Origin of the sequence: Amycolatopsis keratiniphila subsp. keratiniphila, from assembly GCF_001620365.2 — a bacterium.
Taxonomy (GTDB): Bacteria; Actinomycetota; Actinomycetes; order Mycobacteriales; family Pseudonocardiaceae; genus Amycolatopsis; species Amycolatopsis keratiniphila.
In genome coordinates this window covers 290,747-316,442 of sequence record NZ_LQMT02000019.1, presented here as the reverse complement: position 1 = coordinate 316,442, position 25,696 = coordinate 290,747, and the positions used below count along the sequence as shown (strand labels likewise).

Sequence of the window (25,696 nt, the reverse complement as noted above, 5' to 3'; positions counted from 1 at the left end):
GTTGCGAAAGCAGCTTCTGGCAAGGCACCACAGGACTGCCATATTGGTCTGTATGTCGAGCACTCCCGTCGAAAACGACTATGACACCTTCGCCGAGGCCTACGCGGCCGAGACCGAGGCCAGCCTGATCAACGCTTACTACACAAGGCCCGCGATCCTCGATCTCGCCGGCGACGTGACCGGCCGGCGGATTCTCGACGCCGGGTGCGGCGCGGGCCCGCTGTTCGAGGCACTGCGTGACCGGGGCGCCATCGTGACCGGCTTCGACTCCAGCGCCAGAATGCTGGAGCTGGCCCGGAAACGCCTCGGCGACGACGCGGCGCTGCGGATCGCCGACATCGGCAAGCCGCTGCCCTTCCCCGACTGCGCCTTCGACGACGTCATCGCCGCCCTCGTCCTGCACTATCTCGAAGACTGGACAGCGCCGCTGGCCGAGATCCGGCGCGTGCTGAAACCCGGCGGCAGGCTGATCATGGCCGTCAACCACCCGATCATCTACAAGCTGATCGACCCCGAAGCGGACTACTTCAAGACCGTGAAGTGGTCGGACGAGTACACCTTCGGCGGCCAGAAAGCCGTGCTGACGTACTGGCACCGGCCGCTGCACGCGATGACCGACGCCTTCACCGCGGCGGGCTTCCGGACGGCCGTCGTCAGCGAGCCGCCTCCGGCGCCGGGCGCGCGGGAACGCTTCCCGGAGGAGCTCGCGGGCAAGACCGCCTTCCTGAGTTTCCTGTTCTTCGTCCTCGAGGCCGTCTAGCCGGTTGGCTGGATGTTCTCCAGGTCCTTCAGCAGGCTCGGGTGCCGTGGAGTCCAACCGAGCGCCTCGCGGGTGTGGGCGCTGGATGAAGGCTGGTCAGCAGCGAAGATGACGCCGAGGGGGCCGTAGGTTTCCACCGGCACGGACTCGGTGGGCAGCCCCAGGCGCCTGCCGATGACCGCCGCGATGTCGCGCACCTGGTCGCCCTCGTCGGCCACGGCGTGCCAGGCGGTACCGGCTTCGGCCTTCTCCAGCGCGAGCCTGAAGAGCACTGCGGCATCGAGGGCGTGCACGGCGGGCCACCGCTGGGTGCCGTCACCCGGGTAGCCCGACACACCGCTCTGGCGCGCTATCCCGGTCAGTACACCGGCGAACCCGCCTGTGCCCTCGTTGTGGACCGTCCTCGGCAGGCGGACTGCCGAGCTCCGGACTCCGCGTGAAGCCAGTTCCAGGACCCCGGTGACCGCGCGACCGCGACCGCCGACCGGCCCGTCGGTCGGAATCGGGTCGATCTCGGTGGAGGCACGGCCCGGTGTGGCGGGCGTACCCGAACAGGTCACGAAAGGACGGCCGGTGCCGACGAGCGCCTCGCCCAGAGCGGCTAGGGCGGCGCTTTCCTCGGCGACCGCGCTCGCCAGGGCTTCGGGGCTGCTGAAGTCGTTGGCGAAGGCCAGATGGATCACGCCGTCGGCCTGGGTGGCGGCGGCCCGCAGGACGTCGAGATCGATCAGACCTCCCCGGATCGGCTCGGCGCCGGCAACGGAGACGGCCTGAGCCGAGGCCTCGGAGCGGGCGAGTGCCAGGACGGTGTGCCCGTTGCCGAGTAGTTCGGCGACCACGGCGGACCCGATCAGGCCGGTGCCGCCGGTGACGAAGACGTGCATGAGCTCTCCCGTAAGTGATGGGACTCTTGTCTCATCACCATACCAGCGTGATGGGACAAGAGTCCCATCACATAGAATGGGCCCATGGGCCGATGGGAGCCGGACGCGCGCGAACGCCTCGTCGTGGCCGCCGTCGACCTGTTCACCGAGCAGGGGTACGACGCCACGACGGTCGTGCAGATCGCCGAGCGTGCGGGCGTCACCAAGAGCACCTTCTTCCGGCACTTCCCCGACAAACGCGAACTGCTGGTCGCCGGACAGGAAACGCTGAGCCGGCTACTGGCCGAAGGGATCGCTGAGGCGGCCGCTGAAGCCAGTCCGCTCGAGGCGGTCGCGTCGGGCCTCGTCCGCGCGTCGACCGCGATGGGCCCGATGAGCCGGGAGATCGCCCCGCGGCTGAAGGCCGCGGTCGCCGCGAGCGCCGAGCTTCAGGAACGAGACGCCCTCAAGAGCGTCAGCCTCGCCGCCGCCATGACCGCCGCCCTCGTCGCCCGTGGCGTGCCCGATCCGACCGCCGCCCTCGCCAGCGAACTCGGCGTCCTCGCCTTCAAACGGGGATACGCCGAATGGTCCGAAGGCGATCGCGCTCCCGAGGACGACTTCGCCACCTACCTGCTCAAGGCACTCGACGAACTGCGAGCCGCGAGCGCGTCTCTCGGCTGACCGGATCAGGTCAGGCGCCGTCGACGTGCCAGGCGTCGGCGACGAGGTCGACGGCGCTGCGCGCCGGGTCGCGGGCCGCGTGGTCGTAGACGCCGCTGGTGGTGTCGATGCTGGCATGCCCCACGTCGGCCTGCACGTGTTCCAGCGAGGCTCCGGCCTCGACCGCGGCGGTCACGTAGAAGTGCCGTAGTGCGTGAGGGTGCATCGCCTCGGCGACGTCGGCCAGGTCCGGGCCGCCGGCCGCGGCGATACGGCGAAGGAGCTGCCAGATCGCTTGCCGGGAGAACCGGCGTCCGCCACGAGTCACCAGCAGGGGGAGGTCCGAGTTCCGGGTGCGACGGCCTGCACCGGTCACTACCTCTGTCCCGGTACCGTCCGTGCGCAGCGCCAGATAGTCCATCAGCGCGCGCTCGGCGGGCACACTCAGGTAGACGATGCGGACCTTCCCGCCTTTACCGTGTACGCGAAGTGCCCGCCGGCCGCGAGTGACGTGCAGGTCGGCGCCGTCGAGCCCGCACAGCTCGCTGACCCGCAATCCGAGCGTGAACAACGCGACGATCGCGACCGAGCGCGCGACATCGCAGGCACTCGCGCCCCGCCGCGGTGTTCCCGCCGCCTGGTGCAATGCCGCGACCTGCCGGGTCGTCAAGGTGATCGTCGCCGACGTGCTCGCCGCCGCCGCGGTCAGCCCCAGCCGCCTCCGGTCCAGTGCTGCCGGATTGGCCGCCACCAGACCCGTGTCGGCCAGTGACGAGTACATGGTCTTCACCGTCGCCAGCATCCGGTCCCGCGTCGACGGCGCTGCGCCCGCCGACTCCAGATCCCTCAGCCACGTCTTCACCTGTGCCGATGTCGCCACCGACGGATCCACCCCGTTGGCCGCGCACCACCGCAGCCAATGGCAGGCCCGTAACCGGCCCCGGCTCGCGGGGGGAGGTCCAGTCCTGCCCGCCGACTTGGCCGCCGGCGGGATGATGACGGCCTGGGCGTAGTCGGCCACTGCCTCAGCCCACTGATCGTGTGCACCGGTTCGTGGCCGCAGCCAGGCGCCGATGTCGGCGGCGGTCACGGGCAGCCCCAGCCCTTCCGCGTAGGTGCGGCGGGTCTGGTGGTTGCCGTATCCGGTCAGCCACTCGGTGATGCCGGAAAGCAGGCCGGCCGGATCCGCGACTCCCGGCCAGACTTCGCCGTCTCCCGCGGTTTCGCCGGGGGAGACGGCGGTGGAATCGAGGCCGGACAGAAGCTTCACTGTCGGCTGCCCTCCGGGCTCCGGTCGATCATGCGGATCACCGTAGTGGTTGTGCCAGGCACACGAGAACGCAGGAACCGAGCCCCATCGTCACCGTGACGAAACGGGGTGGCGTTCCGACATGACCGACCGACGGTGTTACCGGCGGTAACGGCAAACGCGTTTTCGGGGCGGCCGATCAGCCTCGGTTTCCAGGGCGATCGAGGCTCTTTTGGTGAGCCTGAGAGCAGGATCGGAACTTAGCTACAAAATGTATCTTCTGTAGCTAAGTTAGGTTGTAGTTTTAGTTATCGCTACCTAGGTTATGGGTTAGGTAACCATTAAGGTAAGCTCCGGACATGGTCGAGAACGCGAGCGCAGTAGCCGAGGAAAGTGCGCCAGAGCAGGCACGATGCGGGTTTCGCAAGTGCCGGGAGCCACTGCCGCCGCCCGGGCCGCGCGGCGGAAGGCCGTACGAGTTCTGCCCGGACCGGACGTGGCCCGGCGGGAAAACCTGCAAGCAATTGGCCGCGGCCGAACAGGCGCTACGGGAGGCTCTGGGCGACGAAGGCGTACCGTCGGCGGCGCTGGCGGACGCCGGACAGGCCTTCGACCAGGCCGCCGCCGCACTGACAGACCCTCTCCGCACGTTGAGCAACGCGCTCGACGCGGTCACCGCCCATCTGCGCGATGAGATCGCAGCTGCCGTCGGTCAAGCCGACGCCGCCCACGAGGCCGCCGCGGAAGCCGACCGGCAACGGGACGCCGCACTGGTACGAGCAGCCGAGGCCGAAGCCGCCGCCGAGGCAGCGAAGGAAGCCGCCCGGACGGCTCAGCAGGCCGAGCTTCTGGCCAAGGCGACCACGGACGAGGCGATCGAGGCCCGGGCAGCGGCCCAGCTGGCTCAGGCGAAAGCGGAGTCGGCCACCGCGGTGATCACCGAGCACGCACAGGAAGCAGCCGAGGAAGCGGCGACGCAGCGAAACCGCGCCGATCAGCTGGCAGCCACGCTCGCCGCCCGCGGCGAGGAGCTGGCGACCCGGACCGCGGAACGAGACGCAGCACGGACCGCGTTGGCCGAATCGGACGAGCGTCGCAAGACGTGGGAGCGACTCCTGGACACGCAGAAGCGCGAACTGACCGCAGAGCTGGACGCCGCCCGTGCGCAACTGAGCGATCAAGAGGCCCGCCATCGGGAAGCTCTTGCCGAGCAGGCGGCACGCGAGACCGCGTCACGGACACAACTCGGGAACGCCCAGACCGAACTGACCGCCGCGCGCGAGCAACTCGCCGCAGCTCAACTCCGGGTCGCCCAAACCCAGGCGGTGCACGAAGAGGTCACGGTGACCCTGTCGCGTATCCGTCAACGCGCCCTCGCCGCGACGGACGAACCATCGGCGCCGCTGCGGCACGACTTGCTGACGATTCTGCTTGGCGAAGACGCAACTGAGACGCGTGTGGTCCGGGAATAATCACCTGGTGAACTTGCACCAGCTCGGGACCGGACGAGACGGGTGGGGATGAGGATGAGGGACAACGAGTGCTGGTCGACCCTGGTGCTCCTCATCGTCCTGCTCACCGCGCTGGGAGCCTGCGATCCGGGCGGATACGCGATCGACCCACGCGGCGTCGCTGCGCCGGTTCCGATACTCGGCTCCGCGCGCGACTTCCGGGTCGACGAGGACAACCCGGCGGCGGTCTGGGTGCGCTCGGTGCCGACCGGGCCCGAAGCCGACGTCATTCGCGATCGGATCGCCTCACGCCCGGCCGCCCAGGTCGTACGCACGGCCGAACAGGTGAAACTTGCCGTCCGCCGGGCTGGTGCCACCAACACGATGTCGATCTTCACGATCGCCCCGGACCAGCCGGAAGCGTGCGGGATGGGGCACCGTGCATGGCTCGACGGGATCGCGGCCGGTATCGCCGGGGCACCGGCCTTGGTGGTGATCCGGGCGGCCAAGGGGTGCACCGTTACCGAATCACGGCAACAGTTGTTTCTCTCAGCCGCGGAAACCCTCGGCGCGCTCGCCCGCACCATCGTCCTTCTGGATGTCTCGGACGCGATCTCAGCATCCGCAGCCGCCGAGATGATTGCTTCGGCGGGACGAGCTGTGGACGGGTTCGCGGTCAACGTACGCGGCTACGCCAACGAGGCCGCCGCGACCGCGACGGCGAACGGTGTCCGAGACCGGCTGCTGGCTGCCACAGGACGGAACGACTACCTGATGGTGGCTGACAGCAGCCGCAACGGAGCACCGACAAACGGGGGTTGCAATCCGTCCGGTGCACAGGTGGGGCAGAACCAGGTCTTGAGGCCTGAGCGCGACAAGCTGCAACTGCTCTGGCTCACCACGCCAGGAGTCTCCGACGGGCCGTGTGGAGAAGCTCCCACCAGTCATGCAGGCGAGTTCGTGCCGTCACTCGCTTACATGCTGGTGGCGAGATCGCCGGAAACGAGCTACCTGACCAACCCGCCGAGCTTGTCCAGCCCTTCCTTGACTCCGTCCTCGACGCGCCGATAGGTGTCCGCCCCGGTGACCAGGCTGTCCGCGATGCCGCCGACCGCTTCCACCCCCGCCGTCAACCGGTCGCCCGCCGCCGTGACGTACTTGGTGAGCGTGTCGCTGAAGGTGGTGGCCGCCGGCACGTCGCCGAGGAGATGCGGCACCAGTTGCAGTCGTGACATCGCGCCGGCCGCGGTACTCAACGTCGACGTCGCGCCGTCCAGTACGCCCGCGGCACCGACGAGCGAGTCGGGATCGGTTTCGTATCCGGCGTCGCCGGGGGAGAGCGCGCCGTCGGGGTCGAGGCCGAGTTCGTCCAGGGAGATCCTGGTCAGCTCCGGTTCGTCCCACTTCGAGCCCGGGTTCTTCTGGTAGCCGTAGGCGCCGGATTCGTGTGCCAGCACGATCTCTCCGTCGATCTCGACGGCCTCCTCGACGCCATGGGAGTCGTAGCCGTCTTCGTTGCCCGGCTCGCCGCCCTTCAGCTCGATCTCTTCGCGATCGTTGAAGTCGTACCACTCCGGCGTCCGGTCCTGCCGGTAGAACCTGCCGCTGTGCCCGTCGGAGGACGAGAAGATGAACTCGTCGTCGCGTACCACGACGCCCTGGACGTTGTTCGGTGTCTCGATCGGGTCTCCGGCCTCGTCCGGTCGGGGTGAACCGTCCGGGCCGACGGGGATTTCGTAGAGCCGGTTGTTCTTGTAGTCGCCCACGAAGAGCTTGCCTTGGGCGTAGGTGACGTAGCTGTGGGCGGGTGTCGGAACCACGTCGATGGCGTCGACCGGCTTTCCGCTGTCCTGCGCGGCGTCGAGCTGGGCCTTGTCGTAGACGTACACGTACTTGTCGGATGACACCCAGACATGCTTGCCGTCCGTCGCGACACCGCCGGTGTGCGTGGGCGCGCCGACCTCGCTGTTGCCGTTGAGGTAGACGTTCCCCGTTTCCACTCCGGTCTCGTAGTCGACGTAGGTCAGCCTGCTCGGCGTCAGTCCGGGTCCGATGGGGTTGTCGCCGGAGCCGTCCCCGTCACCGTCGTGGTACGAGCCCAGCAACAAATTCTCGCCGTCGTACGCCAGGCCTTGGGAGGTCCATGGCTCGCCTGGGTTGACGCCGCTGATGTCGGCGTTGCCGTCGCTGTCCCAACCTTCACCACCGCCGTCGGTCGTGGCCGCCAGCGCGGTGAGCCTGCTTTCGTAGGTCTGCTGGGCGACGGTCAGCGCCCGGATGGTCTTCATCGCGATCTCCGGCGCTTCGAGGAGGTCGGTCAGGCCGAGTTTGCGCCATGGTCCGATCGCGGTGTCGGCCGACGTCCGCAGCGCGGAGTACGCCTTCGCGGCGCCCTTGACCGCGGCCTCTGCGGCGTTGAGCTGGGCATACACCTCGGCGACGGTGTGCGAGGACTGTTTCGCCTTGCCGACGAACTCGGCCGCCGCCGTGCCTCGCCAGGATTTGGCCGCGCGGAGGGCGCCGTCGGAGATCCCGTCCGCCACGGTCTGCAACGACGTCTTCGCGTCGGCGATGGTGGCGCCGACCTCAGCGATGCCCGGCGCGTCCCCCGACGTGAGCTTGGCGTAGAGCGGTTCGGGATCCAGGAACGGCATCGGCTTCTCCTCGGGCAACCCCAGGTCAGGGTGGGTCGTGCGCGTTCAGACGCCGGAAGGCCGACGCCGGTTCCCCCGCATCACCCACCCCTGCCCGGGGCTCAGGACAGCATGCCGCCGTCCACCCGCAGGACCGTTCCGGTCACGTAGGAGGCGCGATCGCTCAGCAGCCACGCCGCGGCCTGCGCGATCTCCTCGGGCTCGGCCACGCGCCCCAGCGGGGTCTGCGCGTTGAGCCGCTGCAGGATGTCCGGCGAGCGCTCGACCCACTCGGTGAACATCTCGGTCAGCGTCGTGCCGGGTGCGACGGCGTTGATCCGGATCCCCTCTGGACCGTAAGTGGCGGCGGCGGAGGCGGTGAGGCTGTTGACGCCGCGTTTCATCGCGCCGTATGCGGGGAGCTCCGGGTTGGCCATCAGGCTGCCGACGCTGGTGTTGTTGACGATGGCCCCGGTCTTCGCGGTGGCCCGGATCGCCTCGATCTCGGCGACCATCGCCAGCCACGGACCCTTCAGGTTCACCGCGTAAATGTGGTCGAAATCGGCCTCGGTCACCTGGTGCATCGGGCCGGGCGGCACGTTGGTCGCGCCGTTGTTGAACGCGACGTCGAGCCTGCCGTGCAGCTCCACCGCACGGTCGACGGCCGCGCGGATGCTCGACGCGTCGCCGAGGTCGCACACCACGTGGTCGGCGACGCCACCTTCCGCGCGGATCTCCTCGGCCACGGCCTTCAGCTGGGACTCGGTGCGGGCGGCGAGCACGACGCGCGCGCCTTCCCCGGCGAACAGCCGCGCGGCGGCGGCGCCGATCCCGCGGCCGGCACCGGAGACGAAGGCGACCTTGCCGTCGAGCAGGCCCGAAACAGTCGTTGTGTTGGTCATGGCACCGAGCGTTCTCCCGCCCTCGGCGCTTAACCAGGCATCGGCGGTACCTGGTTGACGGACCGCCATCGTCCACACTGGAGCGGTGGACAGACGACAACTGGCCGAGTTCCTGCGCAGCAGGCGCGAGCGGATCACGCCCGCCGATGTCGGCCTTCCCGCCGGGGCCCGCCGCCGCACCCCGGGCCTGCGGCGCGAGGAGGTGGCGCAGCTGGCGTTCATCTCGACCGAGTACTACACGCGGCTGGAGCAGGCTCGCGGTCCACGGCCCTCACGTGAGGTACTGAGCGGGCTGACCAGGGCGCTCCGGCTGTCCGATGTGGAACGGGATCACCTGCACCATCTCGCCGGCGCGCCGCCGGGACCACCTCCCGGCCCGTCACGGGAGGTCCGTCCGAGCATTCTCGCGCTGCTGCACCGCCTTCCGCAGGCGGCGGCGATCGTGCTGTCGGCGACCTACGAGGTGCTCGCCTGGAACGACCTCGCCGCGGCACTGATGGAGGACTTCTCCGCGCTGCCGCGGCGGGATCGCAACCTTGTGCGCCGCGCGTTCCTCGGGCTGCGGCCGGAGGGGCGGCGGCTGTACGGGGTGTCCGATGTGGACGAGTTCGCGGCGAGCGCGGTCCGGAACCTGCGGGCCACCGCCGCCCGGTATCCCGACGACCCCGAGGTCGCCGGCCTGATCCGGGAACTCCTCGACGGCAGTGAGGAATTCGCCCGGCTGTGGGCCGCGCACGACGTATGCGCCGCGCCCACGCTGTGCAAGACGTTCCGGCATCCGGTGGTCGGCCCGGTCAGCGTGAACTGCGACGTCCTCGACATCAGCGACCGGGATCAGCAGGTCGTGATCTACACCGCCGATCCCGGCACTCCGTCGGAGAGCGCGTTGCGGCTGCTATCGGTCGTCGGGACGCAGCGGATGGACGCTCCGCTCTGATGGTTTTGTAGGTTCCCTCGATACCAGCGGGTCGATCCTGAGTGCGATCGCGAGTGCGAAGCGGCCGGCCGGGTCGTCGATCGTGCCGCCGAACAACGTCCGCAACTGCCGGATGCGGTAGCGGACGGTCTGGACGTGGACGTGCAGTTCGACCCCGATCGCCTGTGGCTGATCAGGCCGCGCGAGCCAGGCGGCGAGGGTCGAGGTGAGCCGTTGCCGAGCCGGCTCCGGGAGACCGGCCAACGGCGCGAGGACGTCTTCCGAGAATTCGGCGGCGAGTTCGGGATCGGCGGTCATCAGCAGATCGATGCGGTGCTCGGTGGTGTGGACGAGAGGACTGTCGCCGAGTGCGCCGGTGCGGGTCAGCCGCCACAGCGCGCTCGCCCGGCGGGCACTGAGCGCGGCGGAGCGGAGCGGCACGATCGGGCCCACCCCGGCCTGGTCGTGGCCGAGCAGGTCCCGCAGGCGGCCGAGGTACCACTCGAGCCGGTCGGCGGGCATGACCACGGCGGTCAGGTCGTGGTGACGGCCGACCAGCACCCGCCCCGGCATCCGGTCCAGCAGCTGCGGGGCGACATCGGCGCTGGTGACGGCGACGACGAGCCTGCCGGGCAGGACCCACATGGCTTGGCTCGCGGCGTCTTCGAGCAGGTCGCGGGACGCGGCAGGCTCGGCGAGCAGGAGACCCAGGAGCCGGTCCCGCCGCGCTTGCCCGGCCCGCGCCGCCTGTGAGCGGGCTTCGGCGTACCCGTCGGCCGCCGCGGCCGAGAGTTCGGCGATGAAGGCGAAAAGCGCCTCACCGAGTTCGACGATCGCCTGGGTCGGCAGATCCACCGCCGGCGCCGCCGAGGTCAGCTGCCGCCACACGCCCAGCGCCGCGGACTGGTAGAAGCCGAGCATCTCCTCGAGGCTGCGGCCCGCGGTGTGCTGGGCCCGGCCTTGCGCGCGATAGAGCTCCCGGTCGGTGGTGACGTCGGGATGGCCGATCTCGCTGAAGAAGGCGTGCAACGCGACGCCGAGGGTGGCTTGGAGGTTCGCCGCCGTCCGCTCGTCGAGCGGGGTCCGCAGCCCGGCACGGACCTGGTCCATCGCGGCGGACGCGATCGCGGCGGTGTCGGGCTCCAGCCGGGTCAGCACCGAGGCGTCGAGCCTGCGCCAGGGCTGTGCCGACGCCTTCGTCATAGAGGGAACCTACAAAACTCCGATCAAGAACGCGCGCCTCCGTTCTAGTGGTTCTCCCCGGCGAAGCGGACGCTGACCGCAGCATTCGACGACGCATGCAGGAGGCGGCATGACACGCTGGGGAAGACTCGCCCGGATCGCCGCGGTGGCGGGCACCGCACTGACCCTCGTCGGAATCGGGACACCGGCCCTCGCCGCGGCGGAACGGCAGGTGTACGTCGCGATGGGTGATTCGTTCTCGGCGGGCTCGGTGGTCCTGCCGCAGTCCGATCTGTTCACCTGCGCCCGGTCGGCGATCAACTACGCCGGTCTGCTGGCGAAGCAGATCGACGTCGACGAACTGCGCGACGTCACCTGTGGTGCCGCGACCACATCCCATTTCACGAATCCGCAAAAGGGCATCATCTCCGGCACGAACCCGCCGCAGTACGACGCCCTCTCGGCCGACACGACATTGGTGACCGTCGGGATCGGCGGCAATGACGTCGGCTTGGTCGGGCTCGCGACCTCGTGCGTGAACCTGCTGCCGGTGGGCGCGTCGTGCAAGGCGGCCAACACCACGGGCGGGGTGGACAAGTACGCCACCAAGATCGACGCCTTCGCCGCGACCTACGGCACGGTGATCGAGACGATCCGCCAGCGCGCGCCGAAGGCCGAGATCGTCATGGTGGGTTATCCGACGGGGATCAAATCCGGCGGCTGCTGGCCGCTCGTCCCGGTCCTGCCCCAGGATGCCGACTACATCCAGGCCAACATCGACCGGCTCAACGCGCGGATGGCCGAGCAGTCCGCCGCGCACGGCGCGAAGTACGTCGACATCAGGACGCCGAGCATCGGGCACGACGCCTGCCAGCCGATCGGCGTCAAGTGGATCGAAGGGCTCATCCCGTCGGTGGTGAACAACAGCTTCGCCCCGCTGCACCCGAACGCCGCCGGGCTCGCGGCGGTGGTGCCGAGTATCCGGAAGGTGCTGTAGCGCCGTCGAGTGTCATGAAAGGGTCGTTCCTGACGAAAAACGTCAGGAACGACCCTTTCATGACATATGCGAGGACTCAGGTCAGGCGGACGGCGACCAGTACAGGAGCCGGTTCGGGGAACCGGAGCCCGGGTTGGTCACCTTGCCCGGCGTGGCCGCGTTGATCAGCGCGGTGGCCACTTGCGCGGGCGTGGCGCTCTTGTTGTTCTGCAGGAAGCGGGCCGCGACGCCGACCACGTGCGGGGTCGCCATCGAGGTGCCGCTGATGGTCCTCGTCGCGGTGTCGTTGGTGTTCCACGCCGAGGTGATGTTCGTGCCCGGCGCGAAGATGTCCACGACGCTGCCGTAGTTGGAGAAGCTGGAGCGCGCGTCGGTGTTGGTGGCCGAGCCGACGGTGATCGCCTGGGTCACGCGGGCGGGGGAGAAGCCCGACGCGTTCGAGTTGGAATTCCCGGCGGCCACGCCGTAGGTGACACCCGCGGCGATCGACCGGCGGACGGCGTCGTCGAGGGTGCTGGAGGCGCCGCCGCCGAGGCTCATGTTGGCCGCGGCCGGTTTGACGTGGTTCTTGGTGACCCAGTCGATACCCGCGATGACCCCGGCGGTGGTGCCGCTGCCGGAGTTGTTGAGCACGCGGACGCCGTAGACGGTCGCGCCCTTGGCGATGCCGTACTGCGAACCGGCGATGGTGCCGGCGACGTGGGTGCCGTGGCCGTTGCCGTCCTGCGCGACGGCGTCGTTGTCGACGAAGTCGTAGCCGTTGCGGGCGCGGCCGCCGAAGGTCTGGTGGCTGATCCGCAGGCCGGTGTCGATGACGTAGACGTTCACGCCCGCACCGGTGCTGGTGTAGCTGTACTTGTTGTCGAGCGGGAGGTTGCGCTGGTCGACGCGGTCGAGACCCCAGGACGGCGGGTTGTTCTGGGTCGCGTCGGCGTGGACGACCTGGTTCTGCTCGACCGACGCCACCGACGGGTCGGCGGCGAGCCGCTTGGCCTGCCGTTCCGACAGCGTCGCGGAGAAGCCCTTGAGCGAGCTGCTGTAGACCTGCTCCACCTTCGCGCCGAAGCGGTTCGCCAGCGCGGCGACGACGCCGGTGTCCTTCAGCGTGACGATGTAGCTGTTCGGGATCGCTCCGGCGGATCCCGCGGCGAGGATCTGTCCTTCGGCGGCTTGAGCGGGAGCGGCGGTGACACTGATCGCGACCGCGACCGCGCTCGCCATTCCGGCACGTGACAGCCAACGCGCTTGTCTCGTCTCTCGCATGTGTTCGTCCTGTCGTTCGCAGGGGACCGGCCGGTCAAGACCACAGCGGCGGAAAGGCGGTCCAGCTCGACCGCATGGGACGGCACCTGCCGAATCCCACGGGGATCGAGGTTATTGAGCGCGTGACATGTCCGAATCGACTGAATGGGGCAGGGCCCGACCTTCGTCTGGCGGCCATTGGCGGCGGTGCCCTGCACGGAAAGTGTGCTCCGTACCCTGTGGCTGGAACACCTTGCCGAGCTTCTGGAGTCCGAACCACCGTGCCAGCCCTTTCCAGCCTGCGAGCCGACTGCGAGAACTGCTTCGGCCTGTGCTGTGTCGTCCCGGCCTTCGCGGCTTCGGCCGACTTCGCGATCACCAAACCGGCGGGCCAGGCGTGCCCGAACCTGGGCGAGGACTCCCGGTGCGGCATCCACGACAAGCTCCGCAAGAAGGGCTTCACCGGCTGCACGGTCTACGACTGCTTCGGCGCGGGCCAGAAGGTCTCCCAGGTCACCTTCGACGGTGAGGACTGGCGGAAGTCGCCGAAGACGGCGAAAACGATGTTCGCGGTCTTCCCGGTCATGCGGGATCTGCAGGAACTGCTCTACTACCTCACCGAGGCGGCCTCACTGCCGACGTCCGCGCCCATCCGTGACGACCTGGACGAGATGATCGACCGGACCGAGCGGATGACGCTGGACACGCCCGGCGTGCTGCGGAAACTGGACGTCCACTCGCATCGGGGCGCGGTGAACGGGCTGCTGCTGCGTGCGAGCGAACTCGCCCGCGCCGCCGTGCCGGGCAAGAAGAAGGACCGGCGCGGCGCCGACCTCATCGGTGCGAAGCTCAAGGGATCGAATCTGCGTGGCGCGCTGCTGCGAGGGGCGTATCTGATCGGCGCGGACCTGCGGGGAGCCGATCTCCGTCAGGCCGACGTCACCGGGGCGGACCTGCGGGACGCCGACCTCCGTGGCGCGGATTTCCGGGACGCGCTCTTCCTGCTCCAGTCGCAATTGGACGCGGCGAAGGGCGACGCGACGACGAAACTGCCGGACTCTCTTTCCCATCCGGCGCACTGGTAGATCCGTTATCCCGTGTGGACGATCTCCTGCTCCCAGTCGCCGCGTGCCTGGGTGTGCAGGCGCCAGTAGTGCTCGGCGATGTCGTCGGGGTCGAACGGGGTTCCCTTCGCGACGGGACCGGCCACGGTCACCGTGGCGACATGCACTCCTGAGCGGCCGAATTCCTTGTCCAGCAGCGAAACCAGCGCTCGCACGCCCGCTTTTCCGAGCGAGAGGCTCGTGTAGGCGGGTACGGCTTCGGGCATTCCGCCGGTCACGATGATCGTGCCCGCTCCGCGCTCGGCCATCCCCGGCGCGACATGGGCGGCGGTGGTGATCGCTCCGACGACGTTGACCGACCACGCCGCGAGATGCCGTTCGACGGACAGCTCGCCGGGGGTGTCGGCCTGGATGATCGCCGCGTTGTAGACCACGACGTCGGGCTCGCCGTGCTCCCGCGCGGCGGTGTCGAGTGCGGCTTTGAGGGAAGCCTCGTCGGTGACGTCGGCGGTGAGCGCCAGCGCGGTCCCGAGTTCGGCGGCCAGCGGTTCCAGGGTCGCCGACTGGCGGGCCAGCAGGGTGATCGGCAGCCCTTCCTTGGCGAAGCGGTGCGCGACCGAGCGGCCGATGCCCGGTCCCGCGCCGATGATCACTGCGCCTGCCATGTGCTTCTCCTTCTGGGTGGGGTGCGGTGACCGTAGGGCCTGACATCGGTGTGAAGGTCAAGGCCGCGCCGCAAAGTGTTCACTGGATGAGCGGTTTTCCTGCGAGACTGGGCGCCATGCGTGCCGATCGCCTGGTGGCCACCCTCCTGCTGATGCAGGCGCGTGGCCGCGTCACGGCTTCCGAACTGGCCGACGAGCTGGAGATCTCGGTCGCCACCGCCCGGCGTGACCTCGAGGCGTTGTCGGCCGCGGGGGTCCCGGTGTATCCGCAGCCCGGCCGGGGCGGCGGATGGTCGCTCGTCGGCGGCGCGCGGACCGACCTCAGTGGACTGTCGGCGCCGGAGGCTCAGGCGCTGTTCCTGCTCGCCGGTCCGGCCGCGTCGATCTCGCCCGAGGTGAAATCCGCGCTGCGGAAGCTGGTCCGGGCCCTGCCGGACACGTTCCGCGCCGACGCGCAGGCCGCGGCGGACGCGGTCGTCATCGATCCGTCGCGGTGGGGTGAACGGGAGAAGGAGCGGCCCGCACTGCTCACCGTGCTGCAGTCCGGGATCGTGCGCCGCCGCAAAGTCCGGTTCAGCTATGCGAAGAAGGGCGCGGAACCGGTGGTGCGGGTCGTCGATCCGTGGGGGCTCGTGGACAAGGACGACATCTGGTACCTCATCGCGGGCACCGAGAAGGGGCAGCGCACCTTCCGCGTCGATCGCATGTCCGACGCCGAGGTCAGCGACCTGCCCGCGGGACGGCCGGACGATTTCGAACTGTCGCGGGCCTGGGAGCAGGTGGTCGACCAGGTCGAGCAACGCCGTTCGGGGCTGGACGCGACCGTGCTCATCGCCGAGCGGCATCTGCCGATCCTCCAGGACCATTTCGGGCGGCAGGCGCGCGTCGAGGAGACGCTCGAAGACGGGCGTGTGCGGGTGACTGTGTCTGCGCCGGTGGCGTGGATGATCGCGCAGCAGCTCGCGGGCTGGGGCTCGATGATCGAGGTACTGGGGCCGGAGTCGGTTCAGGAGGAACTCGCCCGCATCGGCGCGGAACTGGTCGAGCGTTACGCGACGCCGGCGCGGTAACCCTGCGGGCTGACGCCGTGTTCGCGTTTGAACGCGGTGCTGAGTGCGAACGAGCTGCCGTAGCCGACCTGCCGGGCGACCGCGCCGATCGTGACGTCGGGATGCTGGCGTAGGAGATCGGCGGCGAGCGCGATCCGCCAGCTCGCGAGGTAGGCCATCGGCGGCTCGCCGACCGCGGCGGTGAACCGCCGGGCGAACGCGGCCCGGGACACGCCGGTGTCGGCCGCCAGGCTCGCCACGGTCCAAGGTTCGGAAGGCTTGTGCTGCAACAGTTTCAGCGCGCGTCCGACGACGGGGTCGCTGTGCGCGCGATACCAGGCGGGGGCCGCGGCGTCGGGCCGGTCGAACCAGGTCCGCAAGGCGGCGACCAGAAGCAGGTCGAGCACGCGGTCCAGGACGGCTTCCTGGCCGGGCGTGTCCTTGACGATCTCGCCGGCGAGCAGCGTCACCAGCGGGTTGTCCCATTCGTCGTCCCGGACGACCAGCAACGACGGAAGCGCGTTGAGGAGCCGTTTGCTGATCTCGCCCTCCAGCGGATAGGTGCCGGTGAGCAGGTTGACGGGGCCGTCCGGATCGTCGCCCCAGGTGCGGACGCCGAGATCCGACAGCTCGGTGAGGTGTTTCCCGTCCGGGGTCAGACATTCCTGTCCCGGCAGGATCATCGCCTGCGGTGGGGTGGCCGGGTCGTCCGCGACGAGATACGGGTCCGGACCGCGGGCGATGGCGATGTCTCCGGTGCCGAGGCGGACGGCGTCCCCGTGGTCGGGCACCACCCAGGACTCACCGCGCACCTGTGCCATCACCGTCAGCGGCGCCTCGTCCTCGATCCGCAGCGACCACGGCGGGGTCATGACCGACTTCAGCAGGAAAGCACCGCGGGCGCGGGGTCCGTCGAGCAGACCGGCGAGGGGATCCATCCCGCAAGTGTAGACGATGAAACATGGAATAGAGCCTTTGAACTATGTTCCGTCTCATTTGTAGGCGTTTGACTGGTGCCATGACGAACACGAAGAACAACGAGACGGTCCTGGTCCTCGGCGCGACGGGCAAGACCGGGAGCCGGGTCGCGCAGCGGCTGACCGACCTCGGGATCGACGTCCGGAAGGCCTCGCGGCCGGTGTTCGACTGGGACGACCGCTCGACCTGGACGGCCGCGGTCACCGGAATCGGCGCCGCCTACCTGACCTATTACCCCGACCTCGCCTTCCCCGGTGCCGCCGAGGCGATCCGCGATTTCTCCAAGCTGGCCGTGGACCACGGTGTGCGGCGGCTGGTCCTGCTGTCCGGTCGCGGCGAAGAGGAAGCAGTGGTCAGCGAACAAGGGGTACGGGACTCCGGTGCCGAGTGGACGGTCGTGCGGGCCAGCTGGTTCGCGCAGAACTTCAGCGAGCACTTCCTGCTGGAGCCGGTGCTCGCCGGGGAGATCGTGCTGCCCGCTGGGGAGGTGACCGAGCCGTTCGTCGACGTCGAGGACATCGTGGACGTGGTGGTGACGGCGCTGACCACCGACGGGCACGGCGGTGAGGTGTACGAGCTGACCGGTCCCCGGTTGCTGGGTTTCGCGGACGCGGCGGCGGAAATCGGTAAGGCTTCCGGGCGGGATGTCCGGTACGTTCCGGTCTCCGCCGCGGAATTCGCCGCGGGCGCGGCCGAACAGGGCGTGCCGGAGGAGGAGATCGAGGGCCTGACCGACCTGTTCACGCGCATCCTCGACGGCCGGAACTCCTCGCTCACCGGTGACGTCGAGCGGGTGCTGGGCAGGCCCGCGAGGGACTTCTCCGAATACGCCGCGAAAGCGGCGGCCACCGGGGTCTGGAATCGATGAGACGGGCTGGAATCGGAAGGGAGGCGACAGGAATGGCGATGCTGAGCGAAATCGTCCTGATCGCGGCCGTCATCACGGCGGGGTTGATCGCCGGCTTGTTCTACGCCTACACGTGCTCGGTGATGCCGGGGCTGGGGCGCGCGGACGCCAGGACGTACGTGACGGGGATGCGGGAGATCAACATCGCGATCCTCAACGGCTGGTTCGGGCTGAGCTTCGGCGGTGCTCCGCTGCTCGCGGCGGTCGCGGCGGCGTTGCACTTCCGGTCGGAACTGCGGCCCGCGCTGCCGTGGCTCATCGCGGGGTTCGCCCTGCTGGTGGTGATGCTGATCGTGACGATGGCGATCAACGTGCCGCTGAACAACGCGCTCGAAGCGGGGTTCGACGGCGACAGCACCGACTTCGCGGCGCTGCGGGCGAAGTTCGAGGGTGTCTGGGAACGGTGGAACCTCGTGCGGACCTTGGCCGCGATCGGTGGCTTCGGCGCGCTGGTGGGCGGGCTGATCGTGCACGTCCGCGCCTGACGCGTGTCAGGAAAGGGTCGTTCAGGACGAAAAACGTCTTGAACGACCCTTTCCTGACATCAGGCGTCGAGAAGTGCCAGGACCTGCGGAGCGAACGCGGCGGCCTCGGCGGCGAAACCACCGTGGTCGCCGGGGAAGTAGACCGGCTCGACGCCGAGACGGGCGGCCGCGAGCACCGCCGCCTCGTGCGCGGGCTGCCCGGCCGAGTCCTTCCCGACGCCGACGACGATCCGGGTGTCCGACGCCTTCAGCGCTTCGTAGTCCGGGGTGTAGGTCCCGATCATGTTCATCAGGTGCACGACGAAGAACTCCATGTTCTTCCGCATTTCCGGCGGGAGCGCGCTCCCGTCCATCTCGAAACCGGCGTCGGCCATGAACTTCGCCATCGCCGCCTCGATGCCGTGTTCACGATGAAGGCGCTGCAACTCGTCCGGATCACCGTCGGGTTGTCCCGGCAGGAGCGCCCTCAGCGGCGGTTCGTGCGCCAGGAGCGTCTTCACCCGCCCGGGATGGCGGGTGACGAGATCGAACGCCTGCATGCACCCACCACTGGACGCGAAGATCACCGCCGGTTCCGCGCTCACGCTGTCGAGCAGGCGCAGCGCGTCGTCGGTGTGGGCCTCGATCCGTTGCTCCCCGTCCGGATCGTCGAGGGTGCTGCGGGAAATGCCGCGCGGGTCGTAAGTGATCACCGTGTAGTGCTCCGCGAGCAGGCTCGCGATCGGCGCGAACATGGCGGAATCGGCCGCGCCACCGGGAATGCACAGCAGCACCGGACCGCTGCCGGTCACGGTGTGGTGCAGCCGGGCGCCGGGGACGTCGAGAACGGCCATCGGATGACCCCTTCCTCTTTTCGGGACTTGTCGCCCACCGACGAACGGCGACGCCGCGGACAGACAACCGGGCGTCAGGAGATTTCGGCGAGTTTTCCCGACAGGTAGGTGCGCTCGGCGTCGGTGCCGGCGAGCGCGAGTGCCTCGCGGTACGCGTCGGCGGCTTCGTCGAGCCGGTCGAGCCGCCGGAGCAGGTCCGCGCGGGTCGCGGGAAGCAGGTGGTATCCGGGGAGAGCGCCGTCCGCGGTGAGCTTGTCGACCAGTTCGAGCCCGGCCTCGGGGCCCTCGGCCATGGCGACGGCGACCGCGCGGTTCAGTTCGACGACGGGCGAGGGCACGAAACGCAGCAGTTCCCCGTAGAGGGCGGCGATCTGTGCCCAGTCGGTGTCGGCGGCGCGGGCGGCCGTCGCGTGGCAGGCGGCGATCGCGGCCTGGATCTGGTACTGCCCGGCGACACCGCGGCGGAGCGCGGTCTCCAGCAGTTCCGTGCCCTCGGCGATCTCGGCGGTGTTCCAGCCGTCGCGGTCCTGGTCTTCGAGCGAGACGAGGGTGCCCTGGTCGTCGACGCGGGTGGCGCGGCGGGCGTCGTGCAGGAGCAGCAGGGCCAGCAGCCCGAGGACCTCCGGTTCGCCCGGCATCAGGTTCGCGAGGATCCGGGCGAGCCTGATGGCCTCCGCGGACAGGTCGGGCCGGAGCAGGTCTGTACCGGCGCTGGCCGAGTAGCCCTCGTTGAACAGCAGATACAGCATCCCGAGCACCGCGGCCGTGCGTTCGGGCAGCAGTTCCGCGGGCGGGACCCGGTACGGGATGCCCGCCGTGCGGATCTTCCGTTTCATCCGGACCAGGCGCTGCGACATCGTCGCCTCGGAGACGAGGAAGGCGCGGGCGATCTCGGCGGTGGTGAGCCCGGCCAGGGTCCGCAACGCGAGCGCGATCTGCCCTTCGAGCGGCAGCGCGGGATGACAGCAGGTGAAGATCAGCCGGAGCCGGTCGTCGTGGACACCGCTCTCGTCCCACTCCGGTTCGGCGGGGACGTGCAGTTCGGCGGCCTCGCGCAGTTTCGCCGCGCCGACGGCCTCTCGCCGGATCCGGTCGGTGGCGCGGTTGCGTGCCGCCGTCGTCAGCCAGGCGCCGGGTTTCGCCGGGACGCCGTCGCGGGGCCAGGTGCGCAACGCGAGCGCGAACGCCTCTTGGAGGCATTCCTCGGCGAGGTCCCAGTCGCCGGTGACGCGGATCAGGGTGGCGATCACCTGTCCCGACTCCTCACGGAACGCCCGCGTGATCGCGGCGTCGAGTTCGGTGGTCATCCGACCAGTCCTTCCAGCAGCGGCACGATCTTCTCCGGCGCCGGATACGCGGTGATCTCGTCCCGCAACCGCCCGGCCGCCTCCCGGTAGGACGGTTCCCGCAGCACCGTGGTCACGGCGTCGCGGATGTCCTGCGGTGTCGCGTCGATGACGTCGAGGACGGTCCCGAGCCCGAGTTCGGTGACCCGATCGCCGTTGTGGGGCTGGTCGGCGCCCATCGGGAGCAGCACCATCGGCAGCCCGTGGGCGAGCACGCCGAGCAGGCTGCCCGAACCGCCGTGGCTGAGGACTGCGTCGCAGTACGGGAGGACGTCGTCCTGCGGCAGGTAGCGCGTGAGGTGGATGTGCTCGGGCTGAGGGCCGAACTCGGCGGGATCGATGAGGTTCCCGACGGTGACCACACAGGTCGCGTCGACCTCCCGCAGTCCTGCCAGTGCCCGGGCGAACAGGTCGCCGGATTCGGTGTTGAAGATGGTGCCGAGGGTGAAGTAGACGGTGGGGCGCCCTTCGACGTGCCACGCCGGTGCCGGTCCGCGAGCGGGAAGCGGGTTGTGGAACGGGCGTGCGGTCGGCGGCAGCGGGAACCGGGGATCGCGGAAGCTCGCGGGGAACGGCGAGAGCACGAGGTGGCGGTATGCCATCTCCAGATTTCGCTGCGGTGGGAGGCCGTGTGCGGCGCGGACCTCGTTGAGCGCGTCGTCGATCAGTTCGGCGCGGATGAGGACTCCGGCCGCGGTCACCAGGACGGTGGCGTGTGGGAGGCCTCGCCGTTCGGCGGTGATCATCGCGCCGTGATCGGCTTCGTCGCATACGAGCAGATCCGGTTCCCAGCCCTCGCAGAGCGCCGTGACGTCCTTCGCGCGCAGGGGCGCGGTGCGGCGGACGAAGCCGTCACGGAGGTCGCTGTCCTCGCGGTCCCTGTCGACGGGGAGCAACGGGCGGCGTGCGCCGTCACTGCCGAGGTCCGGTCCCGACGGGAACGCGGTGAACCCGGCCGCCTCGACGATCGGGACCATCAGCGGCTCGCCGGTGAACGCGATCGTGTGCCCCGTGCCGGCGAGCGCGTGGGCGAGGGGGAGCAACGGCCGGAAGTGGCCGTTACCGCCCGCGAAGGTGAACAGGACACGCATGTCAGCGACCCTATCGGCGGAGCGTCGGCGCTACCCTGCTGCGGTGATCGATACGGACGCCGACGAGGTCCGGCTGTGCGCACTGGAAGGCTGCGAGAATCCCCTGCCCCCACCCGCGGTGGACGCCGAGGGGAAACGCAAGGGAGGCCGTCCCACGGCCTATTGCGGCAAGGCCCACGCCGACGCCGCCTCGCGTGCCCGGCGGGCGGCCGCGGTGGCGAGCGTGGCCGATCCGCTGCTGGAGGTCCGCCGGATCGCCGACGAGTTCACGCCGACGGCGGCGTCGCTCGTGGAACTGCTCGACGCGATGCGTTCGCGGTTCGACGACGCCGGTGAGGCGGCGCTGGGCCGGGTGACCGAGGCCGAGACCGACGCGGCGACGGCCCGGCGCGAGGCCGAGGACGCGCAGCAGGCGGCCGCGAAGGCCGACACCGCGCGCGCGGCCGCGGTGGCCGCGTCCCGCGACGACAAGGCGGCCAAGGTCAAGGCGGAACGCGTCGCCGAGCAAGCCTTGAAGGACGCGGAGGAGACCCGGCAGCGTTCGTGGGCCGAGGTCGCCGCCCACGAACGAGCCCGCGGTGCCGCGGAAGCCGCGACCGTCGCGGCGGAACGTGCCCGCGATGAGCTGCTCGCGGAGCTCCGGACGCTGCGTGAGGAGAAGACCCGGCTGACGACGGAGCTGGCCGAGCGCGACACGGCATTGGCCCGGGCGGCCGCGGAAGTCGCGGCGCTGCGGGACCGGCTCGACGAGGCCAAGACGCGCGCGACGGTGTCCGAAAAGGACTCGGCCGGGCTTCGGACGTCGCTCGCGGAAGAACACACGGCCAGAAGCCTCGCCGAAGCCCGGGCGACGGCTCTCGCCGAGGAACTGGAGCGGGCACACGCCCGCGCGGCCGCCGACCAGGCGCGGTACGACGACGTCGTCCGCCGGCTTGCCACGCCTTCGCGCGAATCGGCTGTGGAGCCTTCCGAGCTGACGTAAAGTCCCGCTGTGAGCGGATACGAGGTCGAGATCGGTCAGCTGCGGGCCGCGGCCAAGGCGGCGGGATCCGCCGCGGACCAGGCCAGAGCCGTGGAACCGGGCACCGGCTTGGGCGCGATAGCGACGGCGTTGCCGGGCGGAGAGGCCGCGAAGAGCGCGCCCACGCTGGCGTCGACGTGCACCGAGCGCGCGAAGGGGTGGGCAGGCGAGATCGACCGCTGGAGCGAATCGATCACCAAAGCCGCCAAGGCGTACTCCGAAAACGAGAACTCCGCGGAGGAGGCTTTCGGAGGATGACGGTCGGCTACGACGACGTCCGCAAATGGGACGCCGAGGTACTCAACGCGACGGCCACCGACCTGGGTGGCCGTCGGGACAAACTCGTCGGGCTGCAGGACGAACTCGACGACGCCAGGAAACTGCCCGACTGGCGCGGCCCCGCCGGCGAGCGTGCACGCGGTTCGCTGGGCGACACACGGAACAAGGCCGAGATCCTGATCGCGGAGCTGTCCGCCGTCGAACGTGCCCTGCAGAACGCGTCGGACGACGTGTCCGCGCTGAAGACCAGGGTCGCCAACAACGACTCCCTCGCCGGCACCTACCAGTTCAGCATCGCCGCCGACGGCGCGATCGTGGACGGCAAACCCGCCGGCCCGCCGCCGAAGTCACGGTTCGAGGCCGAAGAGCGCGCCGAGTCCCAGCGGCACCGCGAAACCATCCGGAAGCAGCTGGAGCAGGAAACCAAGGCGATCCTCACCGCGGCGAACAGCATCGACGCGGCGCTGGCCCGGGTGATGGGGCTCGTGCAGGACGGTCAGATCAGCGACCACGAGGCGACCGATCTGGCAGGTGCCAAGAAGGCCGGGCAGATCGACGCCGGAGTCGTCGAGATGGAGCAGGCGCTGCGCGACGCCGGGCTGCTGAGCGGGCCACCCGCGTCCGGGCACTACCGGCAGTGGCTCGAGAACGCCGTACGCCGGGGCGTGTCGATCGACACTGTCAAGAAGATCGCCGACGAGCACGACATCACGCCGGAGGACTTCAAGGTCCTCGACCGGATGGAAGAGATCCGCGAGGACGAGGACGGCGACGGGACCTACAAGTCGTACTTCCTGATGCCGGCCGACGTCAGCGGGGACGACGCCGCCAAAGCGGTGCGGATGACCTACATCCTGAACGCGGGCACCGACTACGGCACCGAAGGCGAGAAGACCGACTTCGCGCCGACCCCGTACGGATCCGAGGAACTGCGGCGGATCACCGACCGGCAGCGGGAGAACTCCTGGAGCTACGACGACGACGTGGGTTTCGTGCACGGCAACGGCGGGCGGCTGGTGACCACCCCGAACGGCATGATGATGGGCCTGGGCGGGAACCTCATCCAGGACCAGTTCAGCCAACAGGGCGGGACCGCCTGGGGCGACACGTTCATGCTGAACATCGACGACGCGAAGGATCCGGCGCAGCAACTTCGCGAGGTGGTGAAGTCGGGGCACGCCTGGTACGAGGACGACAACGGCGCGTCCCAGGGCTCGCTCGACCTGGACCGGTTGCTGCACCACGAGGAGCGCCACTCCCAGCAATGGGCACGCGAAGGCTATGCCGGCTTCCTCGCCTCCTACGCGTGGGAGCGGGTCACCGGCGGCAACGAAACCGAGGAAGACGCGGGACTCACCGATGGCGGATATCACTAAGCGGGCCTGCGCCGCGTTGCTCGTGATGGCGGTGACCGCGGCGTGCGACACCAAGGCGCAGTTCGCGCCGTCCCTGCCGCCGGAGGCCGGGTTCCGCATCGACGGCGGCGTCTTGAAACTGTGGACGGGCACCCCGTGCGAGGGCGTCACCGGCCTGAGGCTGACCTTCGACTCCGGCACGCAGAACAGCACGGAACAGGTGTGGGCCGCGCCGAAGCCGGGCGTGCGGGTCGAGCGGCTGGACCTGCTGGGCGGTTCCACCGCGGACGCCGGTGGCCTCCAGGTCCGGACACCGCTGCCCGCGGCGTACGACTGGACCAAGGCGGGCTCGGTCAACATCTCCGTCGACGGCCCGAAAGCCTTCGGTGCCAAGGCCGATCTGGCCCAGGTGCTGCGTGAGTCGGCCGGGCATCCGGCCGGGAGCTACCTGTTCGGCCGGAGCGGCTGGATGGAGGCCGCGGACGTGCAGCGCGAGAACCGGAAGTCGTTCCTGACCATCTGCACTCCCGATCCGGCATGACGGCCTCGCGGACGGTGGTGCGACGTGTCGTGCTCGGCGCGTTCGTCTGTGTCGTGGGGGTGATCGTGCTGCTCGTCGGCAGGGTGGTGCTCAGCGCGACCGGGCTGTCGTGGGACCCGCATGGGTACGGGATGTTCGCCGGGGTCCTGTTCACGGCGGTTCTGACGCCGGTCGCGCTGGCGCTGTGGCTGCTCTACCGCCGACTCCGAGAACGCGGTAACTGAACGCGATTCGGGCGGTTCGCGTGATTGGAGGGACGACACACGTGACTACGTGGACGGCATGCGTGATTGGAGGGACGACACGCGGTGGGACTCGGCCGCGACAGTGTCGTCCGTCCAGTCACACGTGTCGTCCACTCAATCACGCGAGAACGCTCAGGAGGGAAGTTCGGTCCCCGACTTACCGGAACCACCGGTGACCAGCTGCTCGACTCCGTCCAGGATCCGTGCCAGCCCGAACCGGAAGGTGTGCAGCGGCGCGCTCGCCGCACCGTGCGTTTCCCCGGCCGCCTGCCCGATGCGTGCCGCCAGCGGGAACAGGCCGGCGTCGGCTTCGGGGATCTCCGCGAGCACGGGCGCGCTGGCCGTCCACCATTCCATGTCCGTCAGGCCGGAGCGCCGCACGAGACTCGCCGATTCCACCGAGCCGCGTGCGATGCCCTGGACGAAGCCGTTGACCATCGCCACGACGGCGTCCATCTCCAAGTCGGTGAGCCCGATGGCGTCGACGGCCTTCAGCTCGCGTTCGTGCTTCGCGAAGGTGTGCGGGCCGAGGGGGAGACGGCCGGTGGTGAGCTGCAGCATCCAGGGATGCCGGTGGTACATCTCCCAGGCGTCCTCGGCGAGGATCGTCATCGTGACCCGCCAGTCGTGACTGGCCGGGGGATCGGTCAGTTCACCGTGGACCCGGTCCATCATCAGGTCGAGCAGTTCGGCGCGGCTGTGGATGTAGGTGTAGATCGTCATGGGGGAGACGCCGAGCTTGTCCGCGCCCCGGCGCACCGACAGCGAGGTGATGCCCTCGGTGTCGGCGATCTCGATGGCCGTTGTGACGATCTCGTCCACGGTGAGCTTGGGTTTGGGGCCGCGGCGGGGTTTGTCGCGCACGCCCCAGAGAAGCTCGATGGTCCGCCGCGGGTCGCCCGCACCGGTGTGTTCCGCGTCCGTCATCACGTTCTCTCTACGGTGTACGGAGTTGTGTTATCCTGAACTGTACACCGTA

At 69.5% G+C, this 25,696-nt stretch carries 27 protein-coding genes; 15 read left to right on the top strand and 12 right to left on the bottom strand.

The window, feature by feature from the left end:
* Positions 1-52: 52 nt before the first annotated feature.
* A complete protein-coding gene (locus tag AVR91_RS19505; RefSeq protein ID WP_063275629.1) occupies positions 53-760 on the top strand; it encodes a class I SAM-dependent methyltransferase in 708 nt (235 codons plus the stop codon).
* On the opposite strand, the gene AVR91_RS19500 is transcribed toward AVR91_RS19505, so the two are convergent.
* Positions 757-1,644: an SDR family oxidoreductase gene (locus AVR91_RS19500; protein ID WP_063275628.1), complete on the bottom strand. Its 888-nt coding sequence runs from the start codon at positions 1,642-1,644 to the stop codon at positions 757-759. The genes AVR91_RS19505 and AVR91_RS19500 overlap by 4 nt on opposite strands.
* Positions 1,645-1,728: 84 nt before the next feature.
* On the opposite strand from AVR91_RS19500, the gene AVR91_RS19495 reads away from it, so the two are divergent.
* Complete coding sequence (locus AVR91_RS19495; RefSeq protein WP_063275627.1) at positions 1,729-2,307, top strand: TetR/AcrR family transcriptional regulator; 579 nt, start codon at positions 1,729-1,731, stop codon at positions 2,305-2,307.
* 10 nt (positions 2,308-2,317) lie between these two features.
* Here AVR91_RS19495 and AVR91_RS19490 read toward each other — a convergent pair whose 3' ends face one another.
* Entirely contained in the window at positions 2,318-3,556 is a 1,239-nt protein-coding gene (locus AVR91_RS19490) for a tyrosine-type recombinase/integrase (protein ID WP_063275626.1), read from the bottom strand.
* A gap of 338 nt (positions 3,557-3,894) precedes the next feature.
* Here AVR91_RS19490 and AVR91_RS19485 point away from each other — a divergent pair, with 338 nt between their 5' ends.
* Together AVR91_RS19485 and AVR91_RS19480 are read left to right on the top strand one after the other, a co-directional pair.
* Positions 3,895-5,007, top strand: coding sequence for a coiled-coil domain-containing protein (locus AVR91_RS19485; RefSeq protein WP_063275625.1), 1,113 nt, complete (start codon positions 3,895-3,897; stop codon positions 5,005-5,007).
* 54 nt (positions 5,008-5,061) lie between these two features.
* Positions 5,062-6,057, top strand: coding sequence for a glycoside hydrolase family 6 protein (locus AVR91_RS19480; RefSeq protein ID WP_063275624.1), 996 nt, complete (start codon positions 5,062-5,064; stop codon positions 6,055-6,057).
* Here AVR91_RS19480 and AVR91_RS19475 read toward each other — a convergent pair.
* Positions 5,994-7,640: a YncE family protein gene (locus tag AVR91_RS19475; protein ID WP_063275623.1), complete on the bottom strand. Its 1,647-nt coding sequence runs from the start codon at positions 7,638-7,640 to the stop codon at positions 5,994-5,996. The genes AVR91_RS19480 and AVR91_RS19475 overlap by 64 nt on opposite strands.
* Positions 7,641-7,741: 101 nt before the next feature.
* Positions 7,742-8,521 (bottom strand): SDR family NAD(P)-dependent oxidoreductase, encoded by a 780-nt coding sequence (locus AVR91_RS19470; RefSeq protein WP_063275622.1) that lies wholly within the window; start codon positions 8,519-8,521, stop codon positions 7,742-7,744.
* A gap of 85 nt (positions 8,522-8,606) precedes the next feature.
* Between AVR91_RS19470 and AVR91_RS19465 the strand changes: the two genes are divergently transcribed.
* Positions 8,607-9,458 (top strand): helix-turn-helix transcriptional regulator, encoded by an 852-nt coding sequence (locus AVR91_RS19465; RefSeq protein ID WP_063275621.1) that lies wholly within the window; start codon positions 8,607-8,609, stop codon positions 9,456-9,458.
* On the opposite strand, the gene AVR91_RS19460 is transcribed toward AVR91_RS19465, so the two are convergent.
* Positions 9,417-10,640: a helix-turn-helix domain-containing protein gene (locus tag AVR91_RS19460; RefSeq protein ID WP_063275620.1), complete on the bottom strand. Its 1,224-nt coding sequence runs from the start codon at positions 10,638-10,640 to the stop codon at positions 9,417-9,419. The two genes, AVR91_RS19465 and AVR91_RS19460, sit on opposite strands and share 42 nt — an antisense overlap.
* A gap of 109 nt (positions 10,641-10,749) precedes the next feature.
* On the opposite strand from AVR91_RS19460, the gene AVR91_RS19455 reads away from it, so the two are divergent.
* Entirely contained in the window at positions 10,750-11,616 is an 867-nt protein-coding gene (locus AVR91_RS19455; protein WP_063823181.1) for an SGNH/GDSL hydrolase family protein, read from the top strand.
* An 81-nt stretch (positions 11,617-11,697) separates the two neighbouring features.
* On the opposite strand, the gene AVR91_RS19450 is transcribed toward AVR91_RS19455, so the two are convergent.
* On the bottom strand, positions 11,698-12,837 hold the full coding sequence (locus AVR91_RS19450; protein WP_063275619.1) for a S8 family peptidase: 1,140 nt from the start codon (positions 12,835-12,837) through the stop codon (positions 11,698-11,700).
* A 302-nt stretch (positions 12,838-13,139) separates the two neighbouring features.
* On the opposite strand from AVR91_RS19450, the gene AVR91_RS19445 reads away from it, so the two are divergent.
* Complete coding sequence (locus AVR91_RS19445; RefSeq protein ID WP_063275618.1) at positions 13,140-13,943, top strand: pentapeptide repeat-containing protein; 804 nt, start codon at positions 13,140-13,142, stop codon at positions 13,941-13,943.
* Positions 13,944-13,948: 5 nt separating this feature from the next.
* Here AVR91_RS19445 and AVR91_RS19440 read toward each other — a convergent pair whose 3' ends face one another.
* Positions 13,949-14,587, bottom strand: coding sequence for an SDR family NAD(P)-dependent oxidoreductase (locus AVR91_RS19440; protein ID WP_063275617.1), 639 nt, complete (start codon positions 14,585-14,587; stop codon positions 13,949-13,951).
* A gap of 116 nt (positions 14,588-14,703) precedes the next feature.
* Here AVR91_RS19440 and AVR91_RS19435 point away from each other — a divergent pair, with 116 nt between their 5' ends.
* Entirely contained in the window at positions 14,704-15,657 is a 954-nt protein-coding gene (locus tag AVR91_RS19435) for a helix-turn-helix transcriptional regulator (RefSeq protein ID WP_063275616.1), read from the top strand.
* Here AVR91_RS19435 and AVR91_RS19430 read toward each other — a convergent pair.
* Entirely contained in the window at positions 15,636-16,574 is a 939-nt protein-coding gene (locus tag AVR91_RS19430; RefSeq protein ID WP_063275615.1) for an AraC family transcriptional regulator, read from the bottom strand. The genes AVR91_RS19435 and AVR91_RS19430 overlap by 22 nt on opposite strands.
* Positions 16,575-16,654: 80 nt before the next feature.
* On the opposite strand from AVR91_RS19430, the gene AVR91_RS19425 reads away from it, so the two are divergent.
* Together AVR91_RS19425 and AVR91_RS19420 are read left to right on the top strand one after the other, a co-directional pair.
* A complete protein-coding gene (locus AVR91_RS19425; protein WP_063275614.1) occupies positions 16,655-17,482 on the top strand; it encodes a Rossmann-fold NAD(P)-binding domain-containing protein in 828 nt (275 codons plus the stop codon).
* A gap of 32 nt (positions 17,483-17,514) precedes the next feature.
* Positions 17,515-18,006 carry an anthrone oxygenase family protein gene (locus AVR91_RS19420; RefSeq protein WP_063275613.1) on the top strand — a complete coding sequence of 164 codons (492 nt, stop codon included), beginning with the start codon at positions 17,515-17,517 and terminating at the stop codon, positions 18,004-18,006.
* Positions 18,007-18,065: 59 nt separating this feature from the next.
* Here AVR91_RS19420 and AVR91_RS19415 read toward each other — a convergent pair whose 3' ends face one another.
* The 3 genes from AVR91_RS19415 to AVR91_RS19405 form a co-directional block, all read right to left on the bottom strand.
* On the bottom strand, positions 18,066-18,839 hold the full coding sequence (locus AVR91_RS19415) for an alpha/beta fold hydrolase (protein ID WP_063275612.1): 774 nt from the start codon (positions 18,837-18,839) through the stop codon (positions 18,066-18,068).
* Between the two features lie 74 nt (positions 18,840-18,913).
* Positions 18,914-20,146: an RNA polymerase sigma factor gene (locus AVR91_RS19410; protein ID WP_063275611.1), complete on the bottom strand. Its 1,233-nt coding sequence runs from the start codon at positions 20,144-20,146 to the stop codon at positions 18,914-18,916.
* Positions 20,143-21,276 (bottom strand): glycosyltransferase, encoded by a 1,134-nt coding sequence (locus tag AVR91_RS19405; protein WP_063275610.1) that lies wholly within the window; start codon positions 21,274-21,276, stop codon positions 20,143-20,145. Before AVR91_RS19405 ends, AVR91_RS19410 begins: the two co-directional genes overlap by 4 nt.
* A gap of 43 nt (positions 21,277-21,319) precedes the next feature.
* On the opposite strand from AVR91_RS19405, the gene AVR91_RS19400 reads away from it, so the two are divergent.
* From AVR91_RS19400 to AVR91_RS19380, 5 genes are read left to right on the top strand one after another with little or no spacing between them, the layout of a single operon-like run.
* On the top strand, positions 21,320-22,258 hold the full coding sequence (locus AVR91_RS19400; protein ID WP_063275609.1) for a hypothetical protein: 939 nt from the start codon (positions 21,320-21,322) through the stop codon (positions 22,256-22,258).
* A gap of 9 nt (positions 22,259-22,267) precedes the next feature.
* Positions 22,268-22,555: a hypothetical protein gene (locus tag AVR91_RS19395; protein ID WP_016334296.1), complete on the top strand. Its 288-nt coding sequence runs from the start codon at positions 22,268-22,270 to the stop codon at positions 22,553-22,555.
* Positions 22,552-23,952, top strand: a complete 1,401-nt coding sequence (locus AVR91_RS42445) for a WXG100 family type VII secretion target (protein WP_083737639.1) — start codon at positions 22,552-22,554, stop codon at positions 23,950-23,952. Before AVR91_RS19395 ends, AVR91_RS42445 begins: the two co-directional genes overlap by 4 nt.
* Entirely contained in the window at positions 23,936-24,472 is a 537-nt protein-coding gene (locus tag AVR91_RS19385) for a hypothetical protein (RefSeq protein WP_063275608.1), read from the top strand. Before AVR91_RS42445 ends, AVR91_RS19385 begins: the two co-directional genes overlap by 17 nt.
* Entirely contained in the window at positions 24,469-24,696 is a 228-nt protein-coding gene (locus AVR91_RS19380; RefSeq protein ID WP_063275607.1) for a hypothetical protein, read from the top strand. Before AVR91_RS19385 ends, AVR91_RS19380 begins: the two co-directional genes overlap by 4 nt.
* Positions 24,697-24,849: 153 nt before the next feature.
* Here AVR91_RS19380 and AVR91_RS19375 read toward each other — a convergent pair whose 3' ends face one another.
* Positions 24,850-25,644 (bottom strand): TetR/AcrR family transcriptional regulator C-terminal domain-containing protein, encoded by a 795-nt coding sequence (locus tag AVR91_RS19375; protein ID WP_063275606.1) that lies wholly within the window; start codon positions 25,642-25,644, stop codon positions 24,850-24,852.
* Between the last annotated feature and the right edge of the window lie 52 nt (positions 25,645-25,696).

Excerpts from the sequence above, each read along its gene's own strand:
- AVR91_RS19505 (WP_063275629.1), top strand. The coding sequence starts at position 53 with ATGTCGAGCACTCCCGTCGAAAACGACTATGACACCTTCGCCGAGGCC.
- AVR91_RS19500 (WP_063275628.1), bottom strand. The coding sequence starts at position 1,644 with ATGCACGTCTTCGTCACCGGCGGCACCGGCCTGATCGGGTCCGCCGTG.
- AVR91_RS19495 (WP_063275627.1), top strand. The coding sequence starts at position 1,729 with ATGGGCCGATGGGAGCCGGACGCGCGCGAACGCCTCGTCGTGGCCGCC.
- AVR91_RS19485 (WP_063275625.1), top strand. The coding sequence starts at position 3,895 with ATGGTCGAGAACGCGAGCGCAGTAGCCGAGGAAAGTGCGCCAGAGCAG.
- AVR91_RS19480 (WP_063275624.1), top strand. The coding sequence starts at position 5,062 with ATGAGGGACAACGAGTGCTGGTCGACCCTGGTGCTCCTCATCGTCCTG.
- AVR91_RS19475 (WP_063275623.1), bottom strand. The coding sequence starts at position 7,640 with ATGCCGTTCCTGGATCCCGAACCGCTCTACGCCAAGCTCACGTCGGGG.
- AVR91_RS19470 (WP_063275622.1), bottom strand. The coding sequence starts at position 8,521 with ATGACCAACACAACGACTGTTTCGGGCCTGCTCGACGGCAAGGTCGCC.
- AVR91_RS19460 (WP_063275620.1), bottom strand. The coding sequence starts at position 10,640 with ATGACGAAGGCGTCGGCACAGCCCTGGCGCAGGCTCGACGCCTCGGTG.
- AVR91_RS19455 (WP_063823181.1), top strand. The coding sequence starts at position 10,750 with ATGACACGCTGGGGAAGACTCGCCCGGATCGCCGCGGTGGCGGGCACC.
- AVR91_RS19450 (WP_063275619.1), bottom strand. The coding sequence starts at position 12,837 with ATGGCGAGCGCGGTCGCGGTCGCGATCAGTGTCACCGCCGCTCCCGCT.
- AVR91_RS19440 (WP_063275617.1), bottom strand. The coding sequence starts at position 14,587 with ATGGCAGGCGCAGTGATCATCGGCGCGGGACCGGGCATCGGCCGCTCG.
- AVR91_RS19435 (WP_063275616.1), top strand. The coding sequence starts at position 14,704 with ATGCGTGCCGATCGCCTGGTGGCCACCCTCCTGCTGATGCAGGCGCGT.
- AVR91_RS19430 (WP_063275615.1), bottom strand. The coding sequence starts at position 16,574 with ATGGATCCCCTCGCCGGTCTGCTCGACGGACCCCGCGCCCGCGGTGCT.
- AVR91_RS19425 (WP_063275614.1), top strand. The coding sequence starts at position 16,655 with ATGACGAACACGAAGAACAACGAGACGGTCCTGGTCCTCGGCGCGACG.
- AVR91_RS19420 (WP_063275613.1), top strand. The coding sequence starts at position 17,515 with ATGGCGATGCTGAGCGAAATCGTCCTGATCGCGGCCGTCATCACGGCG.
- AVR91_RS19415 (WP_063275612.1), bottom strand. The coding sequence starts at position 18,839 with ATGGCCGTTCTCGACGTCCCCGGCGCCCGGCTGCACCACACCGTGACC.
- AVR91_RS19410 (WP_063275611.1), bottom strand. The coding sequence starts at position 20,146 with ATGACCACCGAACTCGACGCCGCGATCACGCGGGCGTTCCGTGAGGAG.
- AVR91_RS19405 (WP_063275610.1), bottom strand. The coding sequence starts at position 21,276 with ATGCGTGTCCTGTTCACCTTCGCGGGCGGTAACGGCCACTTCCGGCCG.
- AVR91_RS42445 (WP_083737639.1), top strand. The coding sequence starts at position 22,552 with ATGACGGTCGGCTACGACGACGTCCGCAAATGGGACGCCGAGGTACTC.
- AVR91_RS19385 (WP_063275608.1), top strand. The coding sequence starts at position 23,936 with ATGGCGGATATCACTAAGCGGGCCTGCGCCGCGTTGCTCGTGATGGCG.
- AVR91_RS19380 (WP_063275607.1), top strand. The coding sequence starts at position 24,469 with ATGACGGCCTCGCGGACGGTGGTGCGACGTGTCGTGCTCGGCGCGTTC.
- AVR91_RS19375 (WP_063275606.1), bottom strand. The coding sequence starts at position 25,644 with ATGACGGACGCGGAACACACCGGTGCGGGCGACCCGCGGCGGACCATC.